We start from the raw sequence: 519 nt of genomic DNA, 5'->3' as shown, positions 1-519 counted from the left end.
CGTGCCGGGGGCGGGCAAAAAGCCGCGGCCCGGGTCCTCGCCGTTGATGCGGAACTCGAGGGAGTGGCCGCGCAGCGGCGGGTCGTCGTAGCCGAGCGCCTCGCCGTCGGCGATGCGGAACATCTCGCGCACCAGGTCGACGCCGGCGACCTCCTCGGTGACCGGGTGCTCCACCTGGAGGCGGGTGTTGACCTCCAGGAAGGAGATCGTGCCGTCGGCGCCGACCAGGAACTCCACCGTGCCGGCGCCGACGTAGCCGGCCTCCTTCAGGATGGCCTTCGAGGACGCGTACAGCTCGGCGGTCTGCGCGTCGGACAGGAACGGCGCCGGGGCCTCCTCGACCAGCTTCTGGTGCCGGCGCTGCAGCGAGCAGTCCCGGGTGGAGACGACGACCACGTTGCCGTGGGTGTCGGCCAGGCACTGGGTCTCCACGTGCCGCGGCCGGTCCAGGTAGCGCTCCACGAAGCACTCGCCGCGGCCGAAGGCGGCCACCGCCTCGCGGACCGCGGACTCGTACAG

At 72.6% G+C, this 519-nt stretch carries 1 protein-coding gene; it reads right to left on the bottom strand.

All coding sequences use genetic code 11. The features are described from left to right. On the bottom strand, nt 1–519 hold a 519-nt coding region (locus tag ACFP2V_RS31620), incomplete at both ends, for an ATP-binding protein (RefSeq protein ID WP_465269232.1).

It is taken from the genome of Streptomyces incanus (genome assembly GCF_042656345.1).
Taxonomy (GTDB): Bacteria; Actinomycetota; Actinomycetes; order Streptomycetales; family Streptomycetaceae; genus Streptomyces; species Streptomyces incanus.
The sequence above is the reverse complement of the archived record's forward strand: the minus strand, read 5'-3'. Positions and strand labels throughout refer to the sequence as shown.